The organism is Mitsuaria sp. MSU3D (genome assembly GCF_056867975.1).
Genome location: NZ_CP200314.1, coordinates 2,747,283 through 2,771,287 on the forward strand (window position 1 = coordinate 2,747,283; position 24,005 = coordinate 2,771,287).

Annotated in this window: 20 protein-coding genes; 12 read left to right on the forward strand and 8 right to left on the reverse strand. The window is 70.7% G+C overall.

What is annotated here, in order from left to right:
- Window positions 1-289: 289 nt before the first annotated feature.
- Window positions 290-868: a nucleotidyltransferase family protein gene (locus AC1VNM_RS12050; protein WP_483107061.1), complete on the forward strand. Its 579-nt coding sequence runs from the start codon at window positions 290-292 to the stop codon at window positions 866-868.
- Window positions 869-1,100: 232 nt separating this feature from the next.
- Window positions 1,101-1,571, forward strand: coding sequence for a DUF1203 domain-containing protein (locus AC1VNM_RS12055; protein ID WP_483107062.1), 471 nt, complete (start codon window positions 1,101-1,103; stop codon window positions 1,569-1,571).
- A gap of 63 nt (window positions 1,572-1,634) precedes the next feature.
- Here AC1VNM_RS12055 and AC1VNM_RS12060 read toward each other — a convergent pair whose 3' ends face one another.
- The 5 genes from AC1VNM_RS12060 to AC1VNM_RS12080 form a co-directional block, all read right to left on the reverse strand.
- Window positions 1,635-3,422, reverse strand: coding sequence for a retroviral-like aspartic protease family protein (locus AC1VNM_RS12060; protein ID WP_377153458.1), 1,788 nt, complete (start codon window positions 3,420-3,422; stop codon window positions 1,635-1,637).
- Window positions 3,423-3,559: 137 nt separating this feature from the next.
- Window positions 3,560-4,447: a sialate O-acetylesterase gene (locus AC1VNM_RS12065; RefSeq protein ID WP_483107063.1), complete on the reverse strand. Its 888-nt coding sequence runs from the start codon at window positions 4,445-4,447 to the stop codon at window positions 3,560-3,562.
- A 170-nt stretch (window positions 4,448-4,617) separates the two neighbouring features.
- The gene (locus AC1VNM_RS12070) at window positions 4,618-5,652 is read right to left on the reverse strand and encodes an acyltransferase family protein (RefSeq protein WP_483107064.1); all 1,035 of its coding nucleotides are present in this window, start codon (window positions 5,650-5,652) and stop codon (window positions 4,618-4,620) included.
- A complete protein-coding gene (locus AC1VNM_RS12075; RefSeq protein WP_483109269.1) occupies window positions 5,649-6,854 on the reverse strand; it encodes a pyridoxal-dependent decarboxylase, exosortase A system-associated in 1,206 nt (401 codons plus the stop codon). The genes AC1VNM_RS12070 and AC1VNM_RS12075 overlap by 4 nt, the downstream gene beginning before the upstream one ends.
- Before the next feature lie 82 nt (window positions 6,855-6,936).
- Window positions 6,937-8,577, reverse strand: coding sequence for an acyl-CoA ligase (AMP-forming), exosortase A system-associated (locus AC1VNM_RS12080; protein ID WP_483107065.1), 1,641 nt, complete (start codon window positions 8,575-8,577; stop codon window positions 6,937-6,939).
- Window positions 8,578-8,706: 129 nt separating this feature from the next.
- On the opposite strand from AC1VNM_RS12080, the gene AC1VNM_RS12085 reads away from it, so the two are divergent.
- From AC1VNM_RS12085 to AC1VNM_RS12125, 9 genes are read left to right on the forward strand one after another with little or no spacing between them, the layout of a single operon-like run.
- Window positions 8,707-8,958, forward strand: a complete 252-nt coding sequence (locus tag AC1VNM_RS12085; protein ID WP_067274648.1) for an acyl carrier protein — start codon at window positions 8,707-8,709, stop codon at window positions 8,956-8,958.
- A gap of 30 nt (window positions 8,959-8,988) precedes the next feature.
- Window positions 8,989-9,894, forward strand: a complete 906-nt coding sequence (locus AC1VNM_RS12090) for a hydrolase 2, exosortase A system-associated (RefSeq protein ID WP_483107066.1) — start codon at window positions 8,989-8,991, stop codon at window positions 9,892-9,894.
- Window positions 9,891-10,850 (forward strand): hydrolase 1, exosortase A system-associated, encoded by a 960-nt coding sequence (locus AC1VNM_RS12095; protein ID WP_483107067.1) that lies wholly within the window; start codon window positions 9,891-9,893, stop codon window positions 10,848-10,850. Before AC1VNM_RS12090 ends, AC1VNM_RS12095 begins: the two co-directional genes overlap by 4 nt.
- A gap of 39 nt (window positions 10,851-10,889) precedes the next feature.
- Window positions 10,890-11,741, forward strand: a complete 852-nt coding sequence (locus AC1VNM_RS12100; RefSeq protein WP_483107068.1) for a tetratricopeptide repeat protein — start codon at window positions 10,890-10,892, stop codon at window positions 11,739-11,741.
- A 16-nt stretch (window positions 11,742-11,757) separates the two neighbouring features.
- Complete coding sequence (locus tag AC1VNM_RS12105; protein WP_483107069.1) at window positions 11,758-12,966, forward strand: DegT/DnrJ/EryC1/StrS family aminotransferase; 1,209 nt, start codon at window positions 11,758-11,760, stop codon at window positions 12,964-12,966.
- A 10-nt stretch (window positions 12,967-12,976) separates the two neighbouring features.
- Complete coding sequence (locus AC1VNM_RS12110; protein ID WP_483107070.1) at window positions 12,977-14,245, forward strand: glycosyltransferase; 1,269 nt, start codon at window positions 12,977-12,979, stop codon at window positions 14,243-14,245.
- Window positions 14,242-15,540, forward strand: coding sequence for a GNAT family N-acetyltransferase (locus tag AC1VNM_RS12115; protein WP_483107071.1), 1,299 nt, complete (start codon window positions 14,242-14,244; stop codon window positions 15,538-15,540). The genes AC1VNM_RS12110 and AC1VNM_RS12115 overlap by 4 nt, the downstream gene beginning before the upstream one ends.
- A 10-nt stretch (window positions 15,541-15,550) precedes the next feature.
- Window positions 15,551-17,005 (forward strand): lipopolysaccharide biosynthesis protein, encoded by a 1,455-nt coding sequence (locus AC1VNM_RS12120; RefSeq protein WP_483107072.1) that lies wholly within the window; start codon window positions 15,551-15,553, stop codon window positions 17,003-17,005.
- Window positions 16,998-18,341 carry a 3-deoxy-D-manno-octulosonic acid transferase gene (locus tag AC1VNM_RS12125; protein ID WP_483107073.1) on the forward strand — a complete coding sequence of 448 codons (1,344 nt, stop codon included), beginning with the start codon at window positions 16,998-17,000 and terminating at the stop codon, window positions 18,339-18,341. The genes AC1VNM_RS12120 and AC1VNM_RS12125 overlap by 8 nt, the downstream gene beginning before the upstream one ends.
- Window positions 18,342-18,385: 44 nt before the next feature.
- Here the strand turns inward: AC1VNM_RS12125 and AC1VNM_RS12130 are convergent, their stop codons facing one another.
- Both AC1VNM_RS12130 and AC1VNM_RS12135 read right to left on the reverse strand, forming a co-directional pair.
- The gene (locus tag AC1VNM_RS12130) at window positions 18,386-19,552 is read right to left on the reverse strand and encodes a glycosyltransferase WbsX family protein (RefSeq protein ID WP_483107074.1); all 1,167 of its coding nucleotides are present in this window, start codon (window positions 19,550-19,552) and stop codon (window positions 18,386-18,388) included.
- A gap of 5 nt (window positions 19,553-19,557) precedes the next feature.
- On the reverse strand, window positions 19,558-20,652 hold the full coding sequence (locus AC1VNM_RS12135; protein WP_483107075.1) for a hypothetical protein: 1,095 nt from the start codon (window positions 20,650-20,652) through the stop codon (window positions 19,558-19,560).
- Window positions 20,653-20,876: 224 nt separating this feature from the next.
- Between AC1VNM_RS12135 and AC1VNM_RS12140 the strand changes: the two genes are divergently transcribed.
- On the forward strand, window positions 20,877-22,541 hold the full coding sequence (locus AC1VNM_RS12140; protein WP_483107076.1) for an asparagine synthetase B family protein: 1,665 nt from the start codon (window positions 20,877-20,879) through the stop codon (window positions 22,539-22,541).
- A 43-nt stretch (window positions 22,542-22,584) separates the two neighbouring features.
- Here AC1VNM_RS12140 and AC1VNM_RS12145 read toward each other — a convergent pair whose 3' ends face one another.
- Window positions 22,585-23,859, reverse strand: coding sequence for an ATP-binding protein (locus tag AC1VNM_RS12145; RefSeq protein ID WP_483107077.1), 1,275 nt, complete (start codon window positions 23,857-23,859; stop codon window positions 22,585-22,587).
- Window positions 23,860-24,005 lie beyond the last annotated feature (146 nt).

The window sequence follows — 24,005 nt, forward strand, 5'->3', positions numbered from 1 at the left end:
CAAGAGGGCTCCAGCTTTTCCACCGCTGCTGGCCCTCACCCCTTCCCTCTCCCGCAAGCGGGAGAGGGAGTTCTCCGGCCAACTCGGTGCACTCTCGCTCCCTCTCCCGCTTGCGGGAGAGGGTGGGGTGAGGGCCAGCGGACTGGGCAGTCAACGAGCGCTTGACACGGTTGCTATCCCGCAAGCGGGAGAGGGATTCCCACGGAGAGGGGGAGCCAGCAGAGAGGGTGCCACCAGAGAGGGATTCCACTGACCGGATCGCCTCAGGCGGTACGGCCAGAATGGCACGATGTCCTTCGAACCCCTTTCTCTGAACCTGCAGGACCGCTTCGTCGCGGACCTGCTGACCAACCCGAACAACCGCGCGATCCTGGCGCGCTGGGAGGCGCTCGCACTGCCCGACGGCTGGCTGGTCGCCGGCTGCCTGTTCCAGACCGTCTGGAACCTGCGGGACGGCAGGCCACCGACGGCGGACATCAAGGACTACGACCTCTTCTACTTCGATCCGGACGACCTGAGCGCCGAGGCCGAGCGTCGCGTCCAGGCCCGCGTGGATGCGGTGCTGGGGGATCTCGGCATCACGACCGAGGTCGCGAACCAGGCGCGCGTGCACCTCTGGTACGAAGCGGATTTCGGCGAACCCTATGAGCCGCTGCGCAGTTCGCGCGACGGCATCGAACGCTTCCTGGTGCCGTCGACCTGCGTGGGCGTGCGACCCGGCGAGGCCTACGCGCCGTATGGCCTGGAAGGGCTGTATCGGGGCGTGCTCGCGATGAATCCGCTGGTGCCGCACCGCCAGCTCTTCGAGGGCAAGGCCGCGTCGTACCAGCGGCGCTGGCCGTGGCTGACGATCAAGTTGCCGGCATAGGCGCTGGTCCCGGTTGGGCCAATTGCGCCAGCCGCTGATGGTTCTCCAGATCGTCGGCGCTGAAGCCGAGCACTTCCGGCGCCCTCGCCTTGCCTCGCCTTGCCTCGCCGTAGGATGCCCAACCCTGCGTGTCGGCCCTGCAATTCCATGTCCGGAAACGGCGCGACCGTCACGGCTTGCATCCCTATCGTGAGCACATCCACCACTCGGACGGCCACCGCGCCGCGCTCACATGGACTTCCGCATCCTGGGTCTCGACCCTGCCCCGTTCCGCCCGATGTTCAGCATGACCGACGCGACGTTGCGCGCGCACGGCGTGCTGCGCGTGCGCATCGACAGCCCGCGCTCGGCGCCGGACCGGGTCACGCTGGACGACGCCGCGCCCGGCGAAACGGTGCTGCTGCTCAACTACGTCTACCTGGACGTCGACACGCCGTACCGCGGCACGCATGCGATCTACATCCGCGAGGCCGACGCCGAGCGCTTCGATCGCGTCAACGAGGTGCCGAAGGCGCTGCGCGGCCGGATGCTGTCGGTCCGGGCGTTCGACACGGCGGGGATGATGGTCGACGCGGACCTCGTCGACGGCGACCAGGTCGAACCCCTCATCGAGCGGCTCTTTGCCCACCCCGAGACCACTTACCTCCAGGTGCATTTCGCAAAGCGGGGGTGCTACGCGGCGCGGGTGGAGCGTTCCACCTGACTCGACATCCAGCGCGCGAGCAAAGTATCGAATTCGATGCTCTCCCCGCGCGATGTATCGAATTCAATGCACGGCCTCCGCCAATGCGTCGAACCCGGCCTTCTTCACCGCCTCATCGATCGTCGGCATCAGCTTGCGCGCGGCCTCCAGGTCCTGACGGCCCTTCTCCGCCTCGTTGAGCTTGAGCTGCGCCAGGCCGCGGCCGTACAGCGGCCAGGCCCAGGATCTCAGCTCGATCGTCTTGTCGAAAGCCTTTTTCGCCCGGGACGCGTCGCCCAGGCGCAGGTAGGTCCAGCCCAGGCTGTCGCGATACGCCGGCGTGTCGCCGTCCAGGTCGACCGCTTCCTTGCAGTCGTCCAGCCCCTGCGCCACGTCGACGTTCATCCGCGCCCGCAACCAGCAGCGGCCGTTGTAGGCCTCGGCCAGTCGCAGGTCGTTCGGGTGGCTCTTGATCCAGAGCTCGTACTGCCTGAGCGCGTCGGGCACCTGGTTGAAGCGGGCGTGGAACTCCGCCATCGTGACGCGCAGGTTCGACGCCGTCGGCAGTGCCGCATCGAGCGCCGCCAGGTCCGCTTTCGCGCCGTCCCGGTCGCCGGCGCCCACGCGCAGCGGCACGCGGCGCAGGCGCGCCTCGGCCAGCGAGGGGTCCAGCGTCAGCGCCGTGTCCAGGTCCGCCAGCGCCAGCTTGGGTTGCTTCATCGCCTGGTGCACGCGCGAACGCGCGTCGAAACAGCTCGCGACCTCGGGCTTGAGTTCGCACGCGCGATTCAGGTCCTCCAGCGCCCGCTTCGGATCGCCGGCCGTCAGCGCCGCCGCACCGCGCCGCAGCAAGCCGTCGGCATCGTCAGCAGCGATTTCCTCCGCCTTCGCGGCGTATCGCTGGTCGTACTGGGTCGCATCGGCGCGCCCCTGCGCGAAGATCGGCCCACCGTTCCAGGTCGCGTACACCTTGCCCTGCAACCGGGACACGTAGACCCGGTGCGACAGGAAGTAGTCCAGCCCCAGCAGCATCCCGTGGTCATAGGTGTCCACGTCGTTGATCGGCAGCCGGTTCCGGGTGATCTTCTCGCCGGCCAGTTCGAAGGTCTCGACGTCGGCGATCCAGCGCTCCGCATAGCCGCTGCCGATCCCGCTGGTCCGGCCGAAGGGCTTCATGTCTTCCTGCTTGATCCCGGCCCGCCGCGCCGCCTTCAACGACAGCGACGTCCCCGGCGCCCCCGTGTCCATCAGCGCCGTCACGCGCTCCCCGTTGATCTTGGTGAGGACGCGCACCGCCGTGTCGTTGCGGCGGCCGTTGTTCTCGATGGGCGCCTCGATCACCGGCGCGTCGCCGGCCCAGTAGGCGAGGTTCACCTTCTCGCAATCGCCCTTGGGAAAGACCAGGCGCAGCATGCCGTGCGCGAGGTCGTATTCGGTGTCCGCCGCGGACAGGAAGTTGCGGCCCAGGATGCCCATGATCCCGGCGTTGAGCTCGTTGCCGCCGACGAAGAAGTCCACTCGCTTGAGCGTCGCCAGCTGCAGCCCGACCTCGTCCACCGTCGTGACCCGCAGCGACTCGACCGAGCCGGCCTGTCCGTTGATGGTGAAGTTGGGCGGCGGGCGACGCAGCTTCAGGTTGAGCTGCGCCGCCGTGGCCGCGCTCATCATGCTGTAGAAGGCGCCGCTGTCGACCAGCATGGGCACCTCGACCCCGTTGAGCTGCACGGTGGCGACCGGCCGGTGCTCGACCAGCCGCACCGGGATGTTCATCGTCTCGATGCTGCACCGGGCCTTGCCCGGTTCGTCCGCGGCGGCGGCGCCGGTGGCCGCGAGGATCAGCGCCAGCAACGGCGCAAGTCGGCGTGCGTTCAATGTTCCCTCCCTGGGTTCAGGAGGCTGACGATACCCGTCCCGAGCGCCGGAAACGCTCCTTCCGAAGGGGGTGTCGACGTCCGCGCCACACGATGGCGGCGGGGCAAACGCGTTCTCAACGACTTCTCAACGCGGCCTTATTGCCCGGCCGCCGCCGGCTTCAGCGTCTCGGCCCACAACGCCGCCGCGCGCGCCGTGCCGTCCACCGTGAAGTGGCACCCGTTGCGCAGCGGCAGGCTGAGCGTGTCCGTGTCCGGCCCCGCGCGGAAGCCGCTGTCGGGAATGGCGAGCAGCTCGCGCACGGCCTCGCGCACCTGGCCGCCGTCGTGCGGCGGGCAATAGGTCGAACGCGCGATCCACCACGGCGCGTCGATGCCCCGCAGGGCCACGCCGGCGCGCAGCGCCGCCAGTGCGTCGCGGTAGTCGGCCATCGCCGTGCGGTCGCGTGCATCGGCTTCGCCCTGCTGCCACAGCACCGCGGCCACCGGCCAACGCGTGCCCTTGATGCGGTCCATCTGCGTCTGCCAGTAGCTGCGCAGCGCGCTGTTCGGTTCGGTCCATTCGGCGATGGAACTGCCGTCCACGGCCACCACTGCCCACACGATCGGATGGCCCTTCCATCGCCCGCCCAGGGCCTGATTCACCGCCGGCCAGATGCTGCCGCCGGTGCCGGTCGCGCCCGGCACCGGTGAACTCGCCAGACCGCAGCCACCCAGATGCAGCACCGGCATCGGCGGCACCGGTGCGGCGGCCGGCGGGATCGGGTCGGCGTGATTCGCGGCGTTGGACTGCCCCATCACCACGATCACCACGGGCTCCTCGTTCTTGAACACCGTGCCGCAGTCGGGTGCCGTCACCGGCATGTCGTGGATCGCGGCGATCCGTGCCGCGAGATCGTCGGCGGGCGTCGAAGGCTTGCCGTTGCGCAGCATCGCCACGCCCGCCGCGATCATGCCGCCGCAGGACAGCAGCGCCACGGCGCCGATCGCCAGCGGGATCAGGGAATTCTTCCGTTCTTCGGTCATCAGGAGCGTCGTCGGCTGAGAAGGGGGAGCGCGCATTGTCTCCGCATGCCGCGCTTCGAGCTTGGGGGCGCCGGTGCCCCTCGAAGCGAATGCCGAGCGTGAGGAGGCGATTGAGCGGAGAGGGGTACCGGCGCCCCCAAGCGGGCGGGGTGCGACGTGCGCAGTGCGCCTCAGCCCCCGGCGGGTGCGGGTGTCGACGTCTGCCTTCGCGCGCGATAGCGGTCGCGGATCCAGCGCATCCCTGGCTGTTCCACCAACGTCGTCAGCCCATGGGCGAGCGCCATCGACAGGGCCATCGTCAGCGCGATGGCGAGGTGCACCTCGACGCCCCAGGACTCGAGCCGCCGCAACACCGCCCAGCCGATGTTCTCGTGCAGCAGGTACAGCGTGTACGAGATCGCTCCCAGCCACAGCAGCACCCGATGCTCCAGCCAGGTCCAGCGCCCGCGCGCCGCGCCGAACAGCACCGCGTAGAACACCACTGCGAGTGCCGCGAGGCCCCAGTCCTCGACCAGCCCGATCACGAGGATCGCCGCCGCCGCCAGGGCCCAGTCCCAGGCGGACCCGGCGCCCCTGCGACTCAAGCGGTAGACCGTCACGCCGAGCGCGAACCAGCAGATGTAGGGCAGCAGCAGCCATCGCTGCCCGACCCAGGGCAGGTCGACGCCCCAGAAGGTCTTGGCCGCCGCATAGACCAGCCGCAGCGCCAGACACGCGAAGAGGAAGTTCCGCAGGCCCGCCGCGCCGCCGAAGCGGAAGCTCAGCAGCGCCCAGGCGTAGAAGAGCAGCTCCACTTCCAGCGTCCAGTACACGCCGTCGACATGCGCCACGCCGAAGAAGCCCTGCACCATCGTCACGTTGACCAGCAGCACGTCCCAGCCCACCGTCTTGCCGGGCAGGCCGATCGCGTGTGTCAGCGCGAAGGTCAGCAGGATCGCGCCCCAGTACGCCGGATACAGCCGGCTGAAACGCGAGACGACGAAGTCCATCGGCCGCGCGGTGCGCTCCAGCGTCATGAAGATGACGAAGCCGCTGATCATGAAGAACAGGTTGACGCCCAGGTACCCGTACGGGAACGAGACCACCGGCGCCTGCGCGTGACCGAAGAGCTGGTCATAGCGCGTCGTGTAGTGGAACAACACCACCGCCAGCGCCGCGGTGCCACGCAGGGCATCGAGCTGCGCCAGGCGTGGAGCGGAACTCACACCAGGACCTCGGCCGCGCCGGGATGGCTCAGGAAGCCTTGCGGGCTCGCCGTGATGCCGTAGGCACCGGACTGGAAGACGACCACCAGATCTCCCGGCTCGGCGTGCGCCAGCGTCATGCGCTCGCCCAGCAGGTCCAGCGGCGTGCACAACGGTCCGACCACGGACACGCCCGCCTCGGCCTCGCCGCCGACGCGGTTGCCGATGGCGACCGGATAGTTCTTGCGGATCACCTGGCCGAAGTTGCCCGAGGCCGCCAGGTGGTGATGCAGGCCGCCGTCGGTGACGAGAAAGACCTGACCCCGCGAGACCTTGCGGTCCACGACGCGGCACACGTAGACACCGGCCTCGCCGACCAGGTAGCGGCCGAGCTCGACGACCAGCTTCGCCTGCGGCAGCTCGACCGCAGCGCGGTCGATCAGCGCGGCGAGGTTGGCGCCGATGGTCGTCAGGTCCAGGCGCTGCTCGCCGGGGAAGTACGGGATGCCGAAGCCGCCGCCGAGGTTCAGCACCTTCACCGGCGCCGGTGCGTCCTTCGCCAGCCGCAGCGCGAGCTCGAAGCTCTTGAGCTGCGCCTCGACGATCGCCTCCGGCTTCAGGTTCTGCGAGCCGGCGAAGAGATGGAAGCCTTCGAAACCGAGGCCCGCCTCGCCGATGCGCGCGAGCAGTTCCGGCACCAGCTCGGCGTCGACGCCGAACTGCTTCGGACCGCCGCCCATCTTCATGCCCGAGGACTTCAGCTCGAAGTCCGGGTTCACGCGCACGGCGACGCGCGCCGCGTAGCCGGTCTCCGCGCACAGCGTGCGCAGCAGCTCGACCTCGCGGAACGATTCCAGGTTGATCAGGATGCCGGCGGCCAGCGCCTGCTTCAGTTCCAGCGCGCTCTTGCCGGGACCGGCGAAACTGATCTCGCGCGGGTCGGCGCCGGCGTCCAGCGCGACCTGCAGCTCTCCGGCCGAGGCGACGTCGATGCCGTCCACCAGCGTCGCGAGGTGCGCGACCAGCGCCGGCATCGGGTTGGCCTTCATCGCGAAGTGCAGCTCCAGCTTCGCGGGCATCGCGGCGCGGAGCTCTTCGACGCGACGCGTCAGCAGCGCGCGGTCATACGCGTAGAACGGCGTGCGGCCCACGCGGTCCGCGAGCCGCGTCAGCGGCTGGCCGCCGATCTGCAGCACGCCGTCGCGCGCGACGAACTGGTCCATCGTCGCGTGTTGCGGCGCGGCCTTGGCAGGCGCGGCGGGAGAGGTCTTGTCGTCGTTGTTCACGGCAGTCGTCACGAGGTTCTCACTGGGCTTCCTGCTTCGCCACCCATTCGGTGCTCAGCAGCTTGCGATCGATCTTGCCGTTGGGATTGCGCGGCAACGGGCCGGCCTTCTGCTCGACGCCGGCGGGAATCATGTAGGCCGGCATGCGCGCCTTGCACAGCGCCAGCAACGCGGCGCTGTCGAGGGTGTCGGCACCGGCCGGCGGCGTCGCGATCACCTGGATCGTCTGGCCCAGCGTCGCGTGGTCCACGCCGAAGGCCACGCATTCGCCCACCAGTTGCGTCGCGTACAGGATCTCCTCGACCTCGGTCGGGCTGACGCGGTAGCCGGAGGTCTTGATCATCTCGTCGCGCCGGCCGATGAAGTACAGGAAGCCTTCGGCGTCCATGCGCACGTTGTCGCCGGAGAAGACCGCGTACTCCGGCAGTTGCAGTCCGGCCTCGCGGCCCGCCGCGCCGGGCGGCAGCAGCTTGTAGCGCTCCGCCGTCTTCTCGGCGTCGTTCCAGTAGCCCATCCCGACCAGCGCGCCGCGGTGCACCAGTTCGCCGGGCTCGTCCGGCGCGCAGGGCGAGCCGTCCTCGCGCAGCACCAGGATCTCGGCGTTCGGGATCGCCTTGCCGATCGAATCGGGCCGGCGGTCGACCTCCTCCGGCGGCAGGTAGGTCGAGCGGAAAGCCTCGGTCAGGCCGTACATCAGGAAGGGCTGCGCCGACGGCACGCGCTGGCGCAGCAGGTTCAGCGTCTCGCGCGGCATGCGCCCGCCGGTGTTGGCGAAGTAGCGCAGCTGCTGGTCGATCGCCGCCGGCCACTCCAGCTGTGCGAGCTGGATGTACAGCGGCGGCACGGCTGTCAGGCCGGTGATGCGGTCGCGCTCCAGCGCCTTGAGCACGTCGCGCGGCATCAGGTAGTTCAGCAGCGACACCGACGCGCCCGCGTGGAAGGCCGTCGTCAGCTGGCTGAAGCCGGCGTCGAAGGACAGCGGCAGCGCGGCCAGCAGGCGATCCTCGGGTCGGTTGCGGAGGTAGCTCGCGACGCTCTTCGCCCCGGCCACCATGTTGCGGTGCGACAGCACCACGCCCTTGGGCCGGCCGGTCGATCCGGAGGTGTAGAGGATGGCCACCATGTCGGTGTCGATGACGCGATGCGCGGTCTGCGCCGGTGCGTCCAGCAGGTCGCTGTAACGGACCCAGCCGTCCGGCGACGCATCGGACGCCGCCGCAGACGACGCCGCAGACGACGCATTCGGCGCGGGATCGACCACGACGACATGCCGCACCGACGGGCATTCGGCCAGCACCGTCCGCAGCGACGCGAAGCGGTCGCGCGAGGTGATCAGCACGCGCACGTCGCAGTCGCGCACGATGAAGCCGACCTGTTCCGGCTTGAGGATGGGGTTGACCGGCACGAACACGCCGCCCGCGGCCGGCGCCGCGAAACTGGCCACCACCGTCTCCAGCCGCTTGTCGAGGTAGATGCCGACACGCTCGGCCCGTTGCAGGCCCAGCGACAGCAGTCCGTTGGCCAGCGCGCGGACCTGCGCGGCGAGTCCGGCGTAGTCCAGCGCGCGGGCGCCGTCGCGCAGCGCCGGGGCCGCCGGATCGCGCTCGGCGCTGTGCCAGATCAGGTGCGGAAGCAGGTGGCTGTCGGTGGCGGCGGTCATGAAAAAAGTATCTCACGCGGTCCCCTGGCAATCCCGCACGAAGCCCGCCGGATCCCCTTGGATCCCCTTGGGATGAGGGGGCGCCCCGGGGGTTCCCCCAGAGGGCGACAGTTAAGATCCTCCCCGACCATGAACAGCCAACAACACCTGCTCGCCATCCTCGACGACGTCCTCAGCCTGGAAGGCCGGGCGAAGGACTTCACCGTCGACACCGCGCTGCTGGGCGCGATCCCGGAGCTCGACTCCATGGCGGTCGTCAGCCTGATCACCGCGCTCGAGGAACAGTTCGGCATCGTCGTCGACGACGACGAGATCGACGGCGCCACCTTCGCCACCGTCGGCGCGCTGCTCGACTTCGTGAACGGCAAGCTCGCCGCCTGACGGGCGCCGCGACCGCCGCGCCACCTGCCCATGGCCGCCGCCACCACGTCGCCCACCCCATCCACGCCGTTCTTCCTGGATGACGGCGCGGGCGGACAGCGGCTGTGCGTCCACTACCCCGCGCCCGGCGCCGCGCGCGGCCAGATCCTGCTCCTGCCGCCCTTCGCGGAGGAGATGAACAAGTCCCGCCGCATGATCGCCCTCGCCGCGCGCGCGTTCGCCGCCGCCGGCTTCGAGGTGCTGACGATCGACCTGCTCGGCTGCGGCGACAGCAGCGGCGACTTCGGCGACGCCAGTTGGTCGCACTGGCAGGACGATGTGCGGCTGGCGGTCGACTGGCTGGATGCACGCGCCTTGCCCGGTCCCCCCGGTCCCGACGGCGTGAAGCCGCCGCTGTGGCTGTGGGGCCTGCGCGCCGGCGCGCTGCTGGCGCCCGCGGCCTTCGACGCGTTGGCCGATCGGCCGCTGCATCTGCTGCTCTGGCAGCCGCTGGCGGCCGGCAAGCTCCAGCTCCAACAATTCATGCGCCTGCGCGTCGCGGCCGACCTCATCGGTGGCCAGGCCAAGGGCGCTGTCCAGGCGATGCGCGACCAGCTCGCGCGCGGCGAGCCGGTCGAGATCGCGGGCTACCTGCTCGCGCCCGCGCTGGCCGAAGGCCTCGAATCCGCCCAGTTGAAGCCGTCGGCGCGTGTGCGCCGCGTCGCGTGGCTGGAGCTCTCGCCGCGCGAAGACGCGACGCTCACGCCCGCCGCGGCGATGGCCGTCGGCGCCTGGACCGCGCAAGGCGCCGAGGTGCGCGCCGCCGTCTGCCAGGGTCCGTCGTTCTGGGCGGCCACCGAGATCGAGGAAGCGCCGCGCCTGATCGAAGCCAGCCTCGCCGCGCTGTGCGCCGACGCGGACTTCGCGACTCGCCCGGTCGAGGCGGTGCCCGCATGAACGCGACCGCCGCACCCGCCCATCGCGACAGCGTGCTGCGCATCGACTGCGACGGCCAGGCGCTCGTCGGACTGCTGAGCGAGCCCGTCGTCGCGATCTCCGCCGCGTCGAACGCCGCATCCGCTTCAGCGTCCGCGTCGATGAACGCGCCCGCTCCCGACACCGGCGTGCTGCTGATCGTCGGCGGCCCGCAGTACCGCGTGGGCAGCCATCGCCAGTTCACGCTGCTCGGCCGCGCGCTGGCCGGCGCCGGCGTGCCCTGCCTGCGGCTGGACCACCGCGGCATGGGCGACGCGCAAGGCGAGCAACGCGACTTCGAACAGCTCGACGCCGACATCGCCGCCGCCATCGATGCCTGGCAGCGGGAACATCCGTCGCTGAAGCGCGTGGTGCTCTGGGGCCTGTGCGACGCCGCCTCCGCCGCCCTGCTCTACGTGCATCGCCGTCGCGACCCGCGTGTCGCCGGGCTGTGCCTGGCCAATCCCTGGGTCCGCACCGCGACCAGCCTGGCCCGCGCGCAGGTCAAGCACTACTACCTGGACCGCCTGCGCCAGCCGGCGTTCTGGCGCAAGCTGCTGAGCGGCCGCGTGGGCCTGGGCGCCGTGCGCGAGCTGCTGGGCAAGCTCGCGCAGAGCCGCGCGCCGGCACACGCCGCCGGCTCGTCGAGCGCGACGAGTCTGGTCGACACCCGCCACTACACCGAGCAGATGGCCGACGGCCTGCGCGCGTTCGGCGGCCCGGTGCTGCTGATCCTCTCGGGTGACGATGTCTGCGCCAATGAATTCCTGGACCGCTGCCGCGACGGCGGCCCCGCCTGGCAGGGCCTGCTGACCCGCCCCGGCCTGCGCCGCGAGGACCTGCCCGACGCGGACCACACCTTCTCGACCGCCGCCTGGCGCGCCCACGTCGAACGGCTGACCGCCGCCTTCGTGCGCGGCGTGCCCGCCGCCGCCTGACCGCCTGACCGGTACACCCGGCCCCACCGGAGCCCCGCCATGTCCGTCCCTGCTACCCCCGGCGCCCCTCGTGCCCCCCGTGCCCCTGGCGCTTCTCAAGCGCCTCGCGCCCGCTGGCGCACCCTCGTGCTGGCGCTGGCCGGCGTCGTCGCCGCCCACGCCGCCGTCGCGCAGGGCACGGGCTGCGGCGGACTGGCCAACAACTACGGCCCGTACGACTACCGCCAGTACAAGGACGCGCCCGAGATCGACCCGGTGACCAGGCAGATGTCGCCGCTGCAGATGGTCGAGGGCGCCCACTTCATCGACACCTGCGAGGCGCTGGTCAAGTGCAAGCGCGGCACCATCGGCAGCGACATCGACTACACGCTGCGCGCCTTCCCCAACCACCATCGCGCGCTGGTCGCGATGATGCTCTACGGCGATCGCACCAAGCGCGACCAGCCGCCGGACGCGCTGTTCACCGTCGACTGCTACTTCAAGCGCGCGCTGGCCTGGAAGTCGGACGACGTCATCGTGCGCCTGATCTACGCCGGCTACCTGAACGGCAAGGGCAAGCCCGCGCCCGCCAAGGAGCAGTTGGAAGCGGCGTCCAAGCTGACCGGCGACAACGCCTTCTCGGTCTACAACGTGGGCATGGTCGCGCTGGACCTCAACCAGGTCGACCTGGCGGTCGAGTCCGCCCGCAAGGCCTACGGCGCCGGCATGACGCACCCGGTGCTGCGCCAGCGGCTGATGGCGATCAACCGCTGGCCCGCGGACATCGTGCTGCCCGGCGAAGCGGCCTCCGCGCCGGAGTCCTCGCCCGCATCCGCGTCAGCCGCGCCGGCGTCGGCCGCGGCGTCCGCCGCGTCGGCGCCCGAGTCCGCCGCGCCGGCCACCGCCCGCTGACCGGGAGGCCGCCGACTTGAGCCCGCCGCCCACCATGCTCGCGCCGCGACTGCCTGTCATCGGCTGGCGCACCTTCGCCGGCGCCGCGCACATCGACCAGCACAGCCTGCTCGACCATCCGCGCCACCTGTCGACCACCAGCGGCCGCGCGGCGATCCTGCTGGCGCTGGAATGCCTGGATGTCGGTCCCGGCGACCTGGTGCTGCTGCCGACCTACCACTGCCCGACGATGGTCTCGCCGGTGAAGACGCTCGGCGCCGACGCCGCCTTCTATCCGATCGACGAGCACGGCGCGCCACGACTGGACTGGCTCTCGGCCCACGTGCCGCCCGCCACCAAGGCGCTGCTGGTGCCGCATTACTTCGGGCTGCCGCAGCCGATGGAAGCGGTCCGCGCCTGGTGCGACGCGCGCGGCATCGCGCTGATCGAGGACTGCGCGCACGCAATGTTCGGTCGCGCCGGCACGCGGCCGATCGGCTCCTGGGGCGACGTCGCCATCGCCAGCCTGACCAAGTTCTTCCCGACGCCCGAGGGCGGCATCCTCGCGCTCAACCGCGCCGACCTGACGATGCCGGCGCTGACGCCGGCCTCGCGGATCGACCAGGTCAAGGCCGGCTCCGACATCCTCCACATGGGCGCCGCGCACGACCGGCTGACCGGCCTGAACCGGCTGATCCGCGGCGCGTTCGCGCTCAAGAGCGCCGTGCGGCATCTGGTGAAGGGCCGGGCGGGCGGCGCGGAGGCGACGCCGAGCCGCCATGGCGAGCTCGACGAGGCCGAGGAGATCGACGCCAACATGGCGCTGATCGACCTGCCGCTGTCGCACCGCGCGTTGACGCGCGCCAGCGGATGGATCTCGCGGCGCGTGCCGCGGCGTCGCATCGTCGAGGCGCGCCGGCACCACTACGCGTTCTTCACCGAAGCCTTCCTGCGGCGCGAGGGCGTGTATCCGCTGCTGCCGACGCTGCCGGCGGACTGCGCGCCCTACGTCTTCCCGCTGTGGGTGCGCACGCCCGATCCGGGCTATGCCGAGATGCGCAAGCTCGGCGTGCCGGTGTCGCGCTGGGACCGGCTCTGGCCCGGCGTGCCGGCGCTGCCCGGCGACGCCGGCAAGTCGTGGTCGCACCACGTGCTGCAGCTCGCCTGCCACCAGGACCTCAGCGACGCCGACCTGCGCCGCATCGTCGAGCAGGTCGAGCGCCTCTTCATCGCGCCCGCGCGCTGAGAGCCAGGCAATGCGGCGCGTGCTCATGGTCTCCTTCCAGTTCCCGCCGATGGCGGGGACCAGCGGCGTGCAGCGCGCGTTGCGCTTCGCGCAGCAGCTGCCCGCGTCGGGCTGGACACCGAGCGTGCTGACCGCGCATCCCCGCGTGCATGCGCAGACCGGCACCGACCTTGTCGAGGAGATCCCGGCCGACCTGATCGTGCGCCGCGCCTTCGCGCTGGACGCCGCGCGGCACCTGTCGATCGCGGGCCGTTATCCCGGTTTCCTGGCGCGCCCGGACCGTTGGCACAGCTGGCTGCTCGGCGCCGTGCCGGCCGGTCTGAAGCTGATCCGCGAGACCCGCCCCGACGCGATCTGGAGCACCTATCCGATCCCGACCGCGCATCTGATCGGTGACTGGCTGTCCCGCCTCAGCGGCCTGCCCTGGGTCGCCGACTTCCGCGATCCGATGGCCCACGACGGGTATCCCGCCGACCCGGTGCTGTGGCAGCGCTTCGCGGCGGTCGAGCGCAAGGTCTTCGCGCGCGCGGCGCGATTCACCTTCACGACACCGGGTGCTGCGCGCCTTTATGCGAAGCGCTTCCCCGCCGCCGCCGACCGCATCCGCGTGATCGAGAACGGCTACAGCGAGGACGCGTTCCGGCAGGCTGAACAGGCAGTGGGCGTGAGCGTGGGCGGCACCGGCCCGCGCGTGCTGCTGCACAGCGGCGTCGTCTATCCCGACTGGCGCAGTCCGGTGCGGCTGTTCGAGGCGCTGGCCGCCGCGAAGGCCGCTGGCCGCATCGATGCCTCCCGCCTGAAGCTGCGCCTGCGCGCGACCGCGCACGACGACTTCGTCCGCGAGCTCGCGCAGCGCCTGGGCGTGGCCGATCTGGTCGAACTCGCGCCCCCAATCCCCTATGCCGACGCGCTCGCCGAGATGCTGCGCGCCGACGGCCTGCTGCTGCTGCAGTCGAACGACTGCAACGACCAGATCCCCGCCAAGGCCTACGAATACCTGCGCGCGCGCCGGCCGGTGCTGACGCTGGCCGATCCGGCCGGCGACACCGCGCAGCTGATGCGCCGCGCCGGCCTGCCGCACAACGCGGCGCTGGAAGACGGTCCCGGTGTCGCCGCCATGCTCGACCGCTTCCTCGACGACCTGTTCCACGGCCGTGCCGCGCTGCCCGCGGCGCCGGCCATCGCCGCAGCCTCGCGCGAGTCCCGCAGCGGCGAACTCGCCCGCGTGCTCGACGAGGCCTGCGCCCCCCAGATGCCTACCGCCGAGGCCCGCCCATGACCCCGACGACACCGACTTCCCCGACTGCCTCGACGGCCACTGCCGCCCTGCGCTGGACCCTGATCCCGCTGCCGCAGCCCGACGCGGCGGCCGCCTTCGCGCCGCATGCCGCCGCATGGGACGCGCTGCAGGCGCGCGTTGCGGGCCTGCCGTTCCTGGAGAGCGCCTTCCTCGCGCCGCTGCTGAGCGTCTTCGGCACCGGTCGCGAACGGCTGGCGCTGCTCGGCGATCCGAAGGCCCCGCGGGCCGCGGCGATCGTGACGCCGGCCGGCACCGCGCAATGGACCACCTTCCAGCCCTCGCAGTTGCCGCTGGGCGCCTGGTTGAGCGCCGCCGGCGAGGCCCTCGAGCCCTTGGCGGACGGCCTGCTGCGCGCGCTGCCGCTGCCCGCGCTCGCGCTGGGCCTGACGCAGATCGACAGCCTGTTCCACCCTCGCCCTGCCGACGGCACGCGCTGGCGCGGACAGGACTACATCGACACCGCCTGGGTCGACCTGACCGGCGATTTCGCGACCTATTGGGAAGCGCGCGGCAAGAACCTGCGACAGAACCTGAAGAAGCAGCAGAAGAAGCTGGATACGGCGGGCACCGTCACGCGACTGGAGTGCCTGACGCGGCCCGAGGATGTCGCCCCCGCGCTGACGAACTACGGCCGGCTGGAAGCCAGCGGCTGGAAGGGTTCCGAAGGCACGGCGATCGCGCCGGGGCATCCGCAGTACGAGTTCTATCGCGCGATGCTGGAAGCCTTCGCGCGCGCTGGCCGGGTCCGGCTCTACCAGTACTGGTTCGACGACGCCGTCGTCGCGATGGACCTGTGCATCGAGTCGGGCGGCAAGATCGTGATCCTCAAGACCGCCTACGACGAGGCGCACAAGGCCGTGTCGCCGTCGACGCTGATGCGCCAGCTGCAGTTCCAGCAGCTGTTCGACGCGGCCGCGGCCGGCGGTCCGATCCGCCGCATCGAGTTCTACGGCAAGGTCATGGAGTGGCACACGCGCTGGACCGCCGACGCGCGTCCGGTCTATCACGCCACGCTGTACCGCTGGAGCTGGGTGCCGGCGCTCAAGCGCCTGCTGCGTCGCGGCGGCGCCGAACCCGGCGCCGATGCGGCGCAGGAGAGTGCGGCCAAGACGCCTGAGGCGGCCTCAGCAGGAATGCCGGAGGCGGCTTCTGCGGCAATGCCGGAGGCGGCTTCAGCTGCAATGCCGGAGACGGCCTCTGCAGCAACGCCCGCTACGGCGATGGCATCGACATCGCCGACGCCTCCCCCGGCGCGCGCGGAGTCCGCGTCGTGAAGGCCGGTTCATGAGCAAGACCCCGTCCGTGCGTGGCGCGCTGGCCTGGTCCTTCGGCGAGCGCTACCTGAGCCTGCTGATCACCGTGCCGACCACGATGATCCTGGCGCGGCTGCTGACGCCGACGCAGGTGGGCGTCTATTCGCTGTGCGCGGTGGTCACGAACCTGGCGTCCATCCTGCGCGACTTCGGCGTCAGCGAGTACCTCATCCAGGAGCGCGAGCTCGACCGCGAGAAGCTGCGCAGCGCCTTCACCATCACGCTGCTGATGGCCTGGAGCATCGCGCTGGTGATCCTGGGCGGCCGCTTCCTGCTGGCCGACTGGTACCACGAGCCGCTGCTGGCGGACCTGCTGCTGGTGCTGAGCCTCAACTTCGTGATGCTGCCGCTGGCGTCGCCCTCCTTCGCGCTGCTCAACCGCGAGATGGCCTTCCACCAGGTCTTCCTCGTGCAGGTCAGCGCCAACGCCGCCAACTCGGCCACCAGCATCGCGCTGGCCTGGAGCGGCCATGGCGCGATGAGCCTGGCCTGGGGCCCGGTGGTCGGCATCGCCGTGCAGGTGGCGATCCTCGTCTGGCTGCGGCCGCGCGACGCGCTGCTGATGCCGCGTCTGCGGGGCGCGGGCCGGCAGTTGCGCTTCGGCGCGATGTTCACCGGCTCGCGGCTGGTGGAATCGGGCTCGCGCAACGGCCATGAACTGATCATCGGCAAGGTCTTCGGCTTCACCTCGCTGGGGCTGTTCAGCCGCGCGACGGGGCTGATCGACCTGCTCGGGCAGACGGTGAGCTCGGCCATCCTGCGCGTCGCGACGCCCGCGCTGGCGGCGGACCACCGCGCCGGTCACAGCCTGGTCGGACCGTACGCGAAGGGCACGGCCATCTTCACCGGCATCGCCTGGCCCTTCATGGGCGGCGTGGCGCTGATGTCGGGCGACATCATCGCGCTGCTGTTCGGCCCGCAATGGCACGAGGCCGCGCCGCTGGCCACGCTGCTCGCGCTGGCCGGCCTGCCCTACGCGCTGACGATGCTGGCGCCCAACGCGCTGGCGGCCACCGGCCAGATCCGCCGCCGGCTGTCGGTGGCGCTCTGGTACGGACCGACGCACCTGGCCTGCGTCGGGATGGCCGCGTTCTGGAACCTGCACGCGGTGGCGGCGGTGTTCGTCATCGGCAACCTGGTGCAGGTCGCGATGTACACGCGCCACCTGACCGAAGTGCTGAAGGCCACGCCGCGCGAGCTGTTCGCGCCCAGCTGGGTCAGCGTGCAACTGACCTTGGGCTGCTGTGCCGGCCTCGGGCTAGCGCAACTGGCCAGCCACGAGTTGAGCCTGCCGTTGATCCCGCGCATCGTCCTGTGCGTCGTCGCCGGCGCCGGTGCGTGGCTGGCCTGCGCCGCGCTGCTGCGGCATCCGGCGATGACCGAGGTCCGTCGCGCCCTGACCCATCTGCGGAGCCGCCATGCCTGAGCTGACACCGTCCCTGGCCGTGCCCGCCACCGCCGCGCCGATCCGCCCCGGCGAGGCGCTGCGCTGGGCGATGTTCCGCGCGCTGGAGCGCCTCAGCGATCTGCGCGGCAACAACACGCTGGGCGCGTTCTCGGTGACGCCGGCTGACGCGTCGGGTCCGGCGCTGTGGTTCTACGTGACGACGATCGGCGAGCTCAACGCGGTCGCGCCGATGATCGAGTGGCTGATCGCGCAGCGGCCCGACCTGCGTCCGGTGCTGATCACCGAGCATCCGCACTACCGCGACGCCTACCTGGCCCGGCTGCCGCAGGCGGTGGTCTGCACCAGCCGCGGCCACAGCGCCGATGCGCGCCGGCTCGCCCGCCTGCTGCCGCCGGCGATGCTGGCCGTGGCGGAGATCCCCTGCCTGCCGTCGGAGGCGCCCTGCCGCTTCTCCTACGCCTTCCTGCGCGAGGCGCGCCGCCACAACGCGGCCACGCTGATGCTCAATGGCTGGCTGTACCACTACGACCCGCCGGCGCGGCTGGACCAGATGGAGCGCCGGCTGCTGGAGCGCGACTTCCTGAACGCCTTCGACGTGCTGTGCGTGCAGGACGCCGAGACCGCGCGACAGCTCGAGGCGCGCGGCGCGCCGCGCGAGCGGCTGCAGGTGACGGGCAACATGAAGTTCGACGCGATGCGCCGCGCCGACTGGGGCGTCGAGCAGGCCACGCGCAGCCCGCGACTGCTCGGCCATCTGCTCGCGTCGGCCCGGCCCATCGTGGTCGGCGGCTGCGTCACCGAGCTCGCCGAGCAGCATCAGGTGCTGGCCGCCTTCGAACGGCTGCGGCGCTCGCATCCCGACGCGCTGCTGATCCTGGCGCCGCGGCATCCGGAGAACCTGGAGCGCATGGGCGAGTTGCTGGGCCAGCTCGGCGAGGCGGGACTGCGGGTCACGCGGCGCTCGCAGATCGAGGACGCGCCGCTCGCGGCCGACGTGCAATGCCTGGTGCTGGACACCGTCGGCGAGCTGCGGGACTTCTACGCGGCGGCGAGCGTCGCGCATGTGGGCGTGGACCACAACGTGCTGGAGCCGCTGGGGCTGAACAAGCCGCTGACGATCCGCGGCGGCTGGGACACGACCTACCCGTCCTATCCGGTCTACCGCCTGCTGCGCGATCGCGGCGTGCTGCACGAGTGCGACGACGCGGCCTCGATGTGCGACTACTGGCTGGCCGCGATCGAACGCGCGCCGCGCATCGCCGACGACCTGCAGCGCACCGAAGACGCGCTGGCGTCGATGCGGGGCTCGGTGGCCCGGCACCAGGCCGCGTGCGCGGCCCGGATCGGGCGCTGAGCGGCCGGTGCAGTCCTGGTCCGCCGGACCGATGGACGACCCACTCAAGCGTTCTGCTTCAACGCGTCGCGCGTCGCTTCCAGCAGCGCGCGGCCGTTCACCGCGTCGGGCTCGAGGTGGTTGCCCTCGGCCCATTCGTTCCAGGCGTTGATGAACACGACCTGACGCTGCGGCGGCTGGTGCTTGCGCGTCCACGCGAGCGCGGCCTCAAGCCAGCGGCGATACCGCTGCGGCGTGCTGTTCATGAGAATCGTCGCGCCCCCCGAGGAGCGCCGCGCGCTGTTGTCGAAGCCGGGACTGACGCAGCGCAGGAACGGATAGTCCGGCGCCGGCTTGGCCAGCACGCCGTCGACCATCCGGTCGTAGTCGAAGAAGTTGTGCTGGCCGTAGGCCTTGGGCAGCAGGCCCAGCGCCATCGCCAGGCGCGACTTCCAGCCGGTGAAGTGCTTGCCGCCCAGGCGCCGCCAGTCCGGCGCGAACTCGATGGACAGGTCCAGCCCGACCTCGCGCGGATCGGCGCCGGAGCCGGTGCCGCTCCATTCGAACTGGGCCAGCGTCAGCTCGCCGACGCCCTCCTCGCGCGCGATGCGGCGCCACGTCGCCAGCGTGCGCCGCGGATCGGGCAGGTGGTCGACCTTGTAGACGATGAACAGCGGCTTGCCGTCGATGCGGATGTAGCGCGGATCACGGAAGTGCGGCAGCAGCGTGCGGATGTGCGCCTCGTCGTCCTCGTCCGAGTAGCGCTGCTCGATCAGCATCTCCCGGTCCTTGCCGTTCCAGGCGCGGGTCCAGTTCTCGTTGGCCCAGGCCAGGCAATAGGGGAAGTCGGGCTCGCCGCTGGTGCGGATCTCCTCGATCGGGCGCTCCATCAGGCGCTCGCCGGTGAACCAGTAGTGGTAGTAGCAGAAGCCGCCGATGCCGTGCTCGCGGGCCAGCTCGGCCTGCGCGGCGCGCGCCTCGGGCAGGCGCAAGTCGTAGAACCCGAGCTCGCCCGGCAGGCGCGGCTGGTAGTGGCCCTTGTACAGCGGCTTGGCCTTGGCGACGTTGCGCCACTCGGTGAAGCCCTTGCCCCACCAGGCGTCGTTCTGACGGAACGGGTGGAACTGCGGCAGCACGATGGCGATGGCGAGCGGGTTCTCCGCGGAGGAGGCCGGCGTCGACGACGCGTGCGCGTCCGCGCGGTCCGGCGTGGCGAGGGAATCGGGCGTCATGCGGTTCATCGGGAAACGAGGGCTTGCAGCGCCTCGCGCCATTGGGCGGCGATGGCACGCGTGGAGTAGTCGCGCTCGATGGCGGGCATCGCGGCACGCGCGCGGGCGGCCAGCGGCGCCGGATCGGCGATGTGGTCGGCCAGGTGGTCCCAGTCGTCCAGCGCGCAGTGCGCGCGCCACGGCTGGTAATCGGGCAAGGGGTCGGCCATCACCGGCACGCCCTGGGCGAGCGCCAGCAGCATGCGGTTGTTGCTCTTGGCCATCGTGAAGGCGGTCATGCGGGTGGGCAGCAGCACCAGGTCCTGCTCGCCGAGCAGCGACAGGAAATGCAGGCGGTCCCAGGGCCGGTAGCGATGCGGGAAGGCGGCGCGGCCGAGCAGCTCGCGATAGCGTTGCTCGGAGTTGCTGACCACCGTCAGCCGCAGCGGCTGACGCCGCGAGGCGGCCTCCAGCAGCGGCAGCAGCGGCTCGAGCTCGGCCATGCCGCCGGTCGCGTAGGCGCTGCCGTGATTGCCGAACCACACCAGTTGACGGGCGACACGGCGCTGCGCGCGGTGCTCGCGCAACTCGCGCCAGGCGCGCCACTGACCGCGCCAGCGGCCGGGATGCATGCGGTGCGGCCAGGATTCGAAGTCGCGCGCGGCGGCGGGCGTCTCGACCGGATCGCCGACGACCCGCACCGGCGCGGCGGCGCGCAGGTCGGCGGGCAGCTCCGCCTCCAGCAAGGGCTTCAGGCCCGGCGACGACACGGTGAACAACGCGAACAGCGGCAGCGCCTCGCGGTAGGCGGTCAGCAGCTCGGCCCGGGCGGGGTCGCCGGACTCGTTCAGGAAGTAGTTGTCGAAGCTGTCCAGCACCAGCCGGACGCCGCGTTCACGGGCCTGGGCCAGTCGCCGGGTCCGGTCGCGCAGCGCGGCCGGCGAGCCGGCATCGAGCAGCCATTTCGCCTGGACCACCAGCACGCCGTCAGCGGGCAGCGGCTGCGTGTCCGGCGCCGGATCCAGCACGCGCGAGACCAGACCCGAGCGGCGCAATTCGCGGCTCGGCATCAGGCAGCGCAGGCGCACGCCGGCGTAGGCCGGGTTCAGCGCGTGAGGCATCCAGTGAATCTGCAAACCGGCTCCAGCGCCCGCCTCCGGCGGCGGGCAGGCCGCGATTGTGCGGCATGGTCGGAAGCCTCCCCCGAAGCGCGGCCCTCCAAGTGGGTGGGGTCGGGGACGGGTGCGCCGACGTATTTCCACGCCAGAATCCGCCGGGGGAATTCCACGCCGCGTGGACGCCCCTTCCCTTGCCTCCTGGCCGCTTCGCCGGTCCGTACACAACGATGACGACGAGCACCGCCACCTTTCTTTCCACTGGTCAACCGGTGCTGCCCGGTCTCTCCGCCGACGTCCCGGCCGCGCAACGCGACGCCGCGTGGCAGACGCTGCTGTCGGCGACCGATCCGGCGCCGGCGCTGGCGCAGGTCGGCGGACGCTTCTCGGTGGCATGGCGGCAGCCCGGCGGGCGTACGCTGCTGGCGACGGACCGCTTCGGCATCGAGCCGCTGTGCTACCGCATCGTCGGGCACGACCTGCAGTTCGCGACCCGCGCGGACGACCTGGCCGGCGACGACGTCGACCTCGACCCGCAGGCGCTGTTCGACTACCTCTACTTCCACGTCATCCCGTCGCCGCGGACGGTGTTCCGCAACATCTTCCGGCTGCCTCCGGGGCACGTCGCGATCTTCGAGCGCGGCGAGCTGCGCGTGACGCCGTACTGGACGCCGACCTTCCGCGCCGATCCGTCGCCCCGGCTCGAGGACCTGAAGGTCGAGTTCAAGGAGATCTTGCAGCGCTCCGTGCAACGGGCGATGCACGCGCCGGACGCGGCCTGCTTCCTGAGCGGCGGCACGGACAGCTCCACGGTCGCAGGGATGTTGAGCCGCGTGGCGGGGCGGCCGGCGGACACCTACTCGATCGGCTTCGAAGCCGAGGGCTACGACGAGATGGCCTTCGCGCGCATCGCGGCCAAGCACTTCGGCTGCCGGCATCACGAGTACTACGTGACGCCGAAGGACCTGGTCGACGGGATCGCCAAGGTCGCGACGCATTACGACCAGCCCTTCGGCAACAGCTCGGCGCTGCCGGCCTACTACTGCGCGCGCCGGGCCCACGACAACGGCGTGCGGCACCTGCTGGCCGGCGATGGCGGGGACGAGCTCTTCGGCGGCAACACGCGGTATGCGAAGCAGACGGTGTTCTCCTGGTACGGCAACGTGCCGGGTCCGCTGCGCGACTTCGTGCTGCAGCCGGTGTTCGGCTCGCCGATCGGCAAGCTGCCGCTGCTGAAGAAGGGCGCCAGCTACATCGACCAGGCGCGGGTGCCGATGCCGGACCGGCTGCAGAGCTACAACCTGCTGACGCGGCTGGGTATGGCGGACGTGCTGGAGACGGACTTCCTGCGCCGCGTGGATCCCCTGGGACCGCAGAAGCAGCAGCGCCAGGTGTGGGGCGGGCTGAAGACCGGCAAGCTGGTGGACCGGATGCTGGCCTTCGACTGGCGCTACACGCTGGCGGACACCGACCTGCCCAAGGTCGTGGGCACGACGCGGCTGGCGGGGACCTCGGTCGGTTTCCCGATGCTGGACGACGAACTGCTGGCCTTCTCCGAGCGGCTGCCGGCGGACTACAAGCTCAAGGGGCTGCAGCTGCGCTGGTTCTTCAAGGAAGCGCTGCGCGGCTTCCTGCCCGACGAGATCATCGTCAAGAAGAAGCAGGGCTTCGGCCTGCCCTTCGGTGTCTGGGCCACGCGCGACGCCAACCTGCGCGCGCTGGCGGAGGACTCGCTCGGCAGCCTGGCCACGCGCGGCATCGTCCGCCCGCAGTTCATCCAGAGCCTGCTCAAGGATCGGCTGCCGGAACACCCCGGGTACTACGGCGAGATGGTGTGGATCCTGATGATGCTGGAGCAGTGGCTCAGGGGGCGGCGGCCGAATTACCGCGTCTGAGTCTGCCGCCTTTCGGACTCTCGGACTTTCGGGCCGCCGGACGTCACGACACCAGCACAGGGAAGTCCGGGGGCTGCCCCGTCAGGACGGGTGGCGACACGTCGTCCGGGTCCCCTCGAAAGTCCATGATCGGATCCAGCGACAGCAGCCAATCCGCGGCGCGCCGGTTCTCGAAGGCGAAGCCCAGGCCGCGCCAGATGATGCCGCGAGCCACCAGTCCGTCGAGGGCCGACTCGATGTCCTCCCGCGCAGGATCCGGGGCCTGGGGAACACCCAGCAGCATCTCCAGGACTGCCGCGGTGCGTCGACGGCACCACGTGGCGTGCGGCGAGAAGCGAGGCCCGGTTTCCGCCATCACACGCAGCAACGCCAGTTCCAGGTCGGCGAGCGATCGAAGCTTCGCGACGAACTCACCCTTTCCCTCGGCAGCACGATCAGCGACCAGCAACTGGAACAGTTGATCGACCGCGCCTTCCGATCGGATGTCGGACTCTCCCAATTGCCTGCAGACATCCATCAGTTCGCGAGGACGATGCAGCAGCAGCTCAAAGCCCTTGACCATCAGTTCCGGGTTCAGCCTCAGCAGGCCCGGTAACTGTTCCCTGAGCCAGAAGACGAACCCGGTTCCGAGATGGGGCAGATCCCGCACCGTGGCGTCGTAGAACGCCTCTTCCTTGGAGGACAGCAGTTTCCTCAGCTTGTGCGTGTGCGATCCCGTCGCCACGACGCGCACGCCGGTTCCTCGGCCGATGTTCAGGTGGTCCGAACTGCGCATGAGGGCAAAGAGCACGTTGCGCCCGTGCTCCGTGGACTGGCTGCGCTGCACCTCGTCCATGACGATGACCAGGCGCTTCCCGGCCTTCTGCGAGAGCGCCTTGAGCACGTCGAGCACACCGTCCGTGTAGACCGCCTGGGCCTGGGCCACATTCATCTCGAGGCCGCCCAACCGGATGTTCGTGAGCCCGAGGCTCCGAGCCGCGCGCAAAACCACGCCATCGAAGCGCTGCAGCTCCGTCCTCAGCGCGTGCAGGATCGCCTGTCCGGGCTCCGCATTCCGATAGGCCGCCAGATCGATATGGACGACGTGTACGTCGTGCTCGGCGTACAGCGTCGGGAGCAGATCTTCGCGGACGAATGTGGTCTTGCCGGTGCGACGTGGACCGGTGAGCAGCAATCCCGACTCGCGAGGGCGCGACATCAGGTCATTCGCGATCTGGGACGCCAACTGACGACGGGGAAAGAGCAGACCCGAGTCGTCAATGTCGAGATCGGAAGATTCCGGAACGCACTGACTGACCGGGAGCGGAATTTGAAGCATGGATCACCTCCAGACCACAAATTCTTAGCCCGTCCGAACACGTCGAAATTCAACGGGGCCGGCGAAACGGGGTCAGTCGTTGCGCCGCGCCCACGAACTGGCGGGAATCTTTTGGGGGTGTTTGTCCACAGACAACCGAAGTTCCA

Excerpts from the sequence above, each read along its gene's own strand:
- AC1VNM_RS12085 (WP_067274648.1), top strand. The coding sequence starts at position 8,707 with ATGAACAGCCAACAACACCTGCTCGCCATCCTCGACGACGTCCTCAGC.
- AC1VNM_RS12130 (WP_483107074.1), bottom strand. The coding sequence starts at position 19,552 with ATGACGCCCGATTCCCTCGCCACGCCGGACCGCGCGGACGCGCACGCG.
- AC1VNM_RS12100 (WP_483107068.1), top strand. The coding sequence starts at position 10,890 with ATGTCCGTCCCTGCTACCCCCGGCGCCCCTCGTGCCCCCCGTGCCCCT.
- AC1VNM_RS12075 (WP_483109269.1), bottom strand. The coding sequence starts at position 6,854 with ATGGACCAGTTCGTCGCGCGCGACGGCGTGCTGCAGATCGGCGGCCAG.
- AC1VNM_RS12115 (WP_483107071.1), top strand. The coding sequence starts at position 14,242 with ATGACCCCGACGACACCGACTTCCCCGACTGCCTCGACGGCCACTGCC.
- AC1VNM_RS12055 (WP_483107062.1), top strand. The coding sequence starts at position 1,101 with ATGGACTTCCGCATCCTGGGTCTCGACCCTGCCCCGTTCCGCCCGATG.
- AC1VNM_RS12095 (WP_483107067.1), top strand. The coding sequence starts at position 9,891 with ATGAACGCGACCGCCGCACCCGCCCATCGCGACAGCGTGCTGCGCATC.
- AC1VNM_RS12145 (WP_483107077.1), bottom strand. The coding sequence starts at position 23,859 with ATGCTTCAAATTCCGCTCCCGGTCAGTCAGTGCGTTCCGGAATCTTCC.
- AC1VNM_RS12135 (WP_483107075.1), bottom strand. The coding sequence starts at position 20,652 with ATGCCTCACGCGCTGAACCCGGCCTACGCCGGCGTGCGCCTGCGCTGC.
- AC1VNM_RS12125 (WP_483107073.1), top strand. The coding sequence starts at position 16,998 with ATGCCTGAGCTGACACCGTCCCTGGCCGTGCCCGCCACCGCCGCGCCG.
- AC1VNM_RS12050 (WP_483107061.1), top strand. The coding sequence starts at position 290 with ATGTCCTTCGAACCCCTTTCTCTGAACCTGCAGGACCGCTTCGTCGCG.
- AC1VNM_RS12065 (WP_483107063.1), bottom strand. The coding sequence starts at position 4,447 with ATGACCGAAGAACGGAAGAATTCCCTGATCCCGCTGGCGATCGGCGCC.
- AC1VNM_RS12140 (WP_483107076.1), top strand. The coding sequence starts at position 20,877 with ATGACGACGAGCACCGCCACCTTTCTTTCCACTGGTCAACCGGTGCTG.
- AC1VNM_RS12120 (WP_483107072.1), top strand. The coding sequence starts at position 15,551 with ATGAGCAAGACCCCGTCCGTGCGTGGCGCGCTGGCCTGGTCCTTCGGC.
- AC1VNM_RS12080 (WP_483107065.1), bottom strand. The coding sequence starts at position 8,577 with ATGACCGCCGCCACCGACAGCCACCTGCTTCCGCACCTGATCTGGCAC.
- AC1VNM_RS12090 (WP_483107066.1), top strand. The coding sequence starts at position 8,989 with ATGGCCGCCGCCACCACGTCGCCCACCCCATCCACGCCGTTCTTCCTG.
- AC1VNM_RS12110 (WP_483107070.1), top strand. The coding sequence starts at position 12,977 with ATGCGGCGCGTGCTCATGGTCTCCTTCCAGTTCCCGCCGATGGCGGGG.